This is a genomic window from Flavobacterium sp., assembly GCF_044361065.1.
Lineage (GTDB): Bacteria > Bacteroidota > Bacteroidia > Flavobacteriales > Flavobacteriaceae > Flavobacterium.
The window spans coordinates 1-4,200 of sequence record NZ_JBIKJI010000164.1; the positions used below are offsets into that span (position 1 = coordinate 1).

A 4,200-nucleotide genomic window follows, 5' to 3' on the forward strand; every position below is an offset into this window, starting at 1 on the left:
CAACGGCAAGTGGTGTAAAAGTGGTTCCTGTAATTTCAGGAATTGAAACTGGTTTTGCATTGCCTCCTATGGAAGCTTTTGAAAAACTAATTACGCCAAAAACAAAAGCCATAATGATTTGTAATCCTGGAAATCCAACAGGATATTTATATTCTGAAGCGGAAATAAACAAATTGGCTGAAATTGTAAAAAAACACGATTTGTTTTTAATTGCAGATGAAGTGTATAGAGAATTTACCTATGATGGATTAAAACATTATTCGGTATTAAACGTTCCTGGTTTAGAGCAACACGCGATTATGATTGATTCGGTTTCGAAAAGATTTAGTATGTGTGGTGCAAGAATTGGTTGCGTAGTTTCTAAAAATGCTGAGTTTATGGCAACTGCAATGAAATTTGCACAAGCACGATTGAGTCCACCAACATATGCTCAAGTAGCCAGTGAAGCTGCATTAGATACCCCACAAAGTTATTTTGATGAAGTAATTACTGAATATGTTGACCGAAGAAATACGTTAGTTCAAGAAATGCAAAAAATTGAAGGCGTTACTATTGCTAATCCAAAAGGTGCTTTTTACTGTATTGCTAAATTACCTGTTAAAAACGCGGATAATTTTGCACAATGGCTTTTAGAAGAATATGATTTTAATGGCGAAACGGTTATGGTAGCTCCAGCAGCTGGCTTCTACTCTACTCCAGGTGTTGGATTAGATGAAATAAGAATGGCTTACGTGTTGAAAAAAGAAGATTTAATTAAATCTGCTCAAATATTAAAAGAAGCATTAAAGGTTTATAAAGATTAAGTTTCTATTTATATAAAATAAAAAATCCCGCTAATTGCGGGTTTTTTTTATGCTTCTTTGTTTTAAAACAAATCACTATGAGTGCCTGTATTGGTGAATAAAAGAGTTAGTTCTTGATCATTTTGCATCCAAATTAAAAGCCAATCTCCTTTAATATGACATTCCCAACAATTTTCATAGTTCCCAGATAATTTGTGAGGCTTATACTTTTCAGGTAACTTTCCTGTATTTGAAAGAATAGAAATTACTTTTTGTATAAGTTCCATATTGTAGCCTCGTTTTTTGCAAAGTTTTAATTCTTTTTCAAAACGATTTGTAGTAATAATAGTGTACATTAACTCAAAACCTTTTCAAAAAGGTCATTAGCATCTTTATATTTTTTAACACGACCTTTTTTAACATCTTCCAAAGACATTTCTATAGCCGATTTTTTTGAAACCGTTTTAAAAACTCCAATAGATAAAATATAATCAATTGTTTTTTTTGCAATTGGATTTTTAGCGTCGAATTTTAAAGTTATTTCTGCCATAATTTTAATTTAATCATACAAATATACAAAAAATTGAATATGCTGTAAAACAGCAGATTATTATTTAATTGAAAATACTATGCTTCTTTTCTAATAATGTAGGTGTAAAACCAAGTAATCGTAAACGTTGGAATGATATCTGTAAACGGAATTAACTCTTCAATGGTACCAAATAAACCTGCAATTTTTCCAACGGTGCCTTTGTACATTACAACCAAAAGTAATCCTGAAAGGGGTGCCCAAATAATATCCAAAGATTCTGCAAATACAGGCACGATATAGGACAACATTCCAATACCATCAAAAATAAGACTTAGTATCAGCTTTGTTTTTTTGTCGCTTTTATTTACAATCGTTGGTTGTGGTTCTTGATTCATATTTTTATGATATTTTATTGAATACTAAGATACGAATTTATTTCAAAAACTGATAGCTATTACAATAATTAAACACATAGGAACATAGAAAGGGTTATAATAAATAAGTAGCTTCGCTATACATAGAAAAACATAGATTGGCAATCTTTTTACTTTTACCCTTTACCCAAAACCTTTCACCCTATTACTTTAACTTACTCTTATAATACTTTCTTAATTTATCTAATTTCGGTGCGATAACATACTGACAATAGCCTTGCTCTTTGTTTTGATTGTAATAATTTTGATGATAGTCTTCCGCCAAATAAAAAACACCCGCTTCTTCAATTTGTGTAACAATTGGATTTGCGTATAACTTTTCCTTTTCCATTAATTGAATGTAAGCTGTTGCTTTTGTTTTCTGTTCTTGAGAATGATAAAAAATCGCACTTCTGTATTGTGTTCCCACATCTGCGCCTTGTTTATTTAAAGTAGTGGGATCGTGAGTAGCAAAAAATATTTCTAATAAATCTTCATACGCCACTTCTTTGGGATTAAATGTAATTTGAATGCCTTCCGCGTGTCCTGTAGTTTCATTACACACTTCGCGATAAGCCGGATTTTTTACAAAACCACCCGTAAAACCAGAAACAATTTTCTCTACTCCTTTTACTTCTAAAAAAACGGCTTCTGTACACCAAAAGCAACCTCCGGCAAACGTTGCCACTTGTACACTATCATTCATAATTTCTTTTTTAACCTCCATTTTTTTATCTGTTAGTTGTGTTTTATTTCCACACGAAAAAAAACTCAAAACAGTACTTACTAATACAATATAATTCATCTTTTTTTATCAAATTTAGACAATAATAGTTTACGATTAGCCAATTTAACGTTACTTTTAGATTTGTACAGCAAAGATTTTAATATTCACAAATTCTTTGTTTCTTTGTACAAATTGATATGATGATTAAAGCGAACAATATTAATAAACATTATGGAGAATTACACGTTTTAAAAAATGTAAGTCTGCAAATCCAAAAAGGCGAAATTGTTTCTATCGTAGGACCTTCGGGTGCTGGAAAAACAACCTTGTTACAAATTTTAGGAACTTTAGATGTATTGGATAAGAAAGACAATACGTCCAGTTCGTTATTAATTAATGAAACTTCAATTATCGATTTAAAAGATGCTGAATTATCTAAATTTAGAAATTTAAACTTAGGTTTTATTTTTCAATTTCATCAATTGTTACCAGAATTTACAGCGTTAGAAAACGTTTGTATTCCTGCTTTTATTGCAAATAAATCGAAAAATGAAGTAGAAACTGAAGCCAAAAAACTATTGGATTATTTAGGTTTATCGCATCGTATCAATCACAAACCAAATGAACTTTCTGGTGGAGAACAACAGCGTGTGGCAGTAGCAAGAGCTTTAATTAATAAGCCCGCTGTAATTTTTGCAGATGAACCATCAGGTAATTTAGATCATATTTCGGCAGAAAATTTACATCAACTGTTTTTTAAATTGCGAGACGAGTTTGGTCAAACATTCGTAATTGTTACCCATAATGAAGATTTGGCAAATATGGCTGATAGAAAATTAGTAATGGTTGACGGCGTGTTACAAAGCTAAGATGACTACTGAAGAATTAAAAAGTTTTTTAGACGAAAAAGTACTCTTGTACAACAATAAAAATTTTATTGAATCGGATCCTGTACAAATTCCGCATTTGTACTCACAAAAGGAAGATGTTGAAATTGCTGGGTTTTTAGCCGCAACAATTGCTTGGGGAAATAGAAAAATGATTATTTCGAATTCGCATAAACTTATGCAAATTATGGGGAATTCGCCTTATGATTTTGTAATGAATCATAAAGAAATCCATTTAGAAAAATTATCAAACTTTGTACATCGTACCTTTAATGCTACTGATGCTGTTACTTTTATAAAAGCGTTACAACATATTTACAAGAACAATCCCGATTTAGAAAGTGTATTTTCTCAACATATTGAAAATAACTCGACTCAAAAAAGCATATCTGAATTTAAAAAAACCTTTTTTGAAATTCCACATTTGCCAAGAACACAAAAACACATTTCAGATCCATTAAATGGTTCTGCTGCCAAAAGAATTAATATGTTTTTACGTTGGATGGTACGAAATGATGCCAATGGTGTGGATTTAGGGATTTGGAAAACCATCCCTACAGCTGCTTTATCTTGTCCGTTAGATGTACATTCGGGTAATGTTGCAAGGAAATTATTGCTGCTAACTCGAAAACAAAATGATGCAAAAGCCTTATTTGAATTGGATACTAATTTAAGAAAATTAGACGCCAATGACCCTGTAAAATACGATTTTGCTTTGTTTGGGTTAGGCGTTTTTGAAGGGTTTTAAAATTATAGTGGAGAATACCGGATTCGAACCGGTCGCCTCTACGCTGCCAGCGTAGCGCTCTAGCCAAATGAGCTAATCCCCCTTTATTTTTCAAATATAAAAAAAATCCCG

General features: G+C 31.6%; 7 protein-coding genes and 1 tRNA gene. 3 read left to right on the forward strand and 5 right to left on the reverse strand.

The window, feature by feature from the left end; genetic code table 11:
- A partial coding sequence (locus tag ACIQ11_RS09085; RefSeq protein WP_396154318.1) for a pyridoxal phosphate-dependent aminotransferase occupies window positions 1-803 on the forward strand: 803 nt, incomplete at its 5' end.
- Window positions 804-865: 62 nt separating this feature from the next.
- Here ACIQ11_RS09085 and ACIQ11_RS09090 read toward each other — a convergent pair.
- From ACIQ11_RS09090 to msrA, 4 genes are all read right to left on the reverse strand, one after another.
- Entirely contained in the window at window positions 866-1,138 is a 273-nt protein-coding gene (locus tag ACIQ11_RS09090; protein ID WP_353079530.1) for a type II toxin-antitoxin system YafQ family toxin, read from the reverse strand.
- Complete coding sequence (locus tag ACIQ11_RS09095) at window positions 1,138-1,332, reverse strand: hypothetical protein (protein ID WP_353079529.1); 195 nt, start codon at window positions 1,330-1,332, stop codon at window positions 1,138-1,140. Before ACIQ11_RS09095 ends, ACIQ11_RS09090 begins: the two co-directional genes overlap by 1 nt.
- A 77-nt stretch (window positions 1,333-1,409) precedes the next feature.
- Window positions 1,410-1,709: a hypothetical protein gene (locus ACIQ11_RS09100; RefSeq protein ID WP_396154319.1), complete on the reverse strand. Its 300-nt coding sequence runs from the start codon at window positions 1,707-1,709 to the stop codon at window positions 1,410-1,412.
- A 184-nt stretch (window positions 1,710-1,893) separates the two neighbouring features.
- A complete protein-coding gene (gene msrA / locus ACIQ11_RS09105) occupies window positions 1,894-2,532 on the reverse strand; it encodes a peptide-methionine (S)-S-oxide reductase MsrA (RefSeq protein WP_396154320.1) in 639 nt (212 codons plus the stop codon).
- A 122-nt stretch (window positions 2,533-2,654) separates the two neighbouring features.
- Between msrA and ACIQ11_RS09110 the strand changes: the two genes are divergently transcribed.
- Window positions 2,655-3,323 carry an ABC transporter ATP-binding protein gene (locus ACIQ11_RS09110; protein ID WP_396154322.1) on the forward strand — a complete coding sequence of 223 codons (669 nt, stop codon included), beginning with the start codon at window positions 2,655-2,657 and terminating at the stop codon, window positions 3,321-3,323.
- Between the two features lies 1 nt (window position 3,324).
- Entirely contained in the window at window positions 3,325-4,089 is a 765-nt protein-coding gene (locus ACIQ11_RS09115) for a TIGR02757 family protein (protein ID WP_396154321.1), read from the forward strand.
- Between the two features lie 8 nt (window positions 4,090-4,097).
- Here ACIQ11_RS09115 and ACIQ11_RS09120 read toward each other — a convergent pair.
- Window positions 4,098-4,171 (reverse strand) — tRNA-Ala (locus ACIQ11_RS09120).
- Window positions 4,172-4,200 lie beyond the last annotated feature (29 nt).

Coding starts and splice junctions, on each gene's coding strand:
- ACIQ11_RS09115 (WP_396154321.1), top strand. CDS start 3,325: ATGACTACTGAAGAATTAAAAAGTTTTTTAGACGAAAAAGTACTCTTG.
- ACIQ11_RS09110 (WP_396154322.1), top strand. CDS start 2,655: ATGATTAAAGCGAACAATATTAATAAACATTATGGAGAATTACACGTT.
- ACIQ11_RS09090 (WP_353079530.1), bottom strand. CDS start 1,138: ATGTACACTATTATTACTACAAATCGTTTTGAAAAAGAATTAAAACTT.
- ACIQ11_RS09100 (WP_396154319.1), bottom strand. CDS start 1,709: ATGAATCAAGAACCACAACCAACGATTGTAAATAAAAGCGACAAAAAA.
- msrA (WP_396154320.1), bottom strand. CDS start 2,532: ATGAATTATATTGTATTAGTAAGTACTGTTTTGAGTTTTTTTTCGTGT.
- ACIQ11_RS09095 (WP_353079529.1), bottom strand. CDS start 1,332: ATGGCAGAAATAACTTTAAAATTCGACGCTAAAAATCCAATTGCAAAA.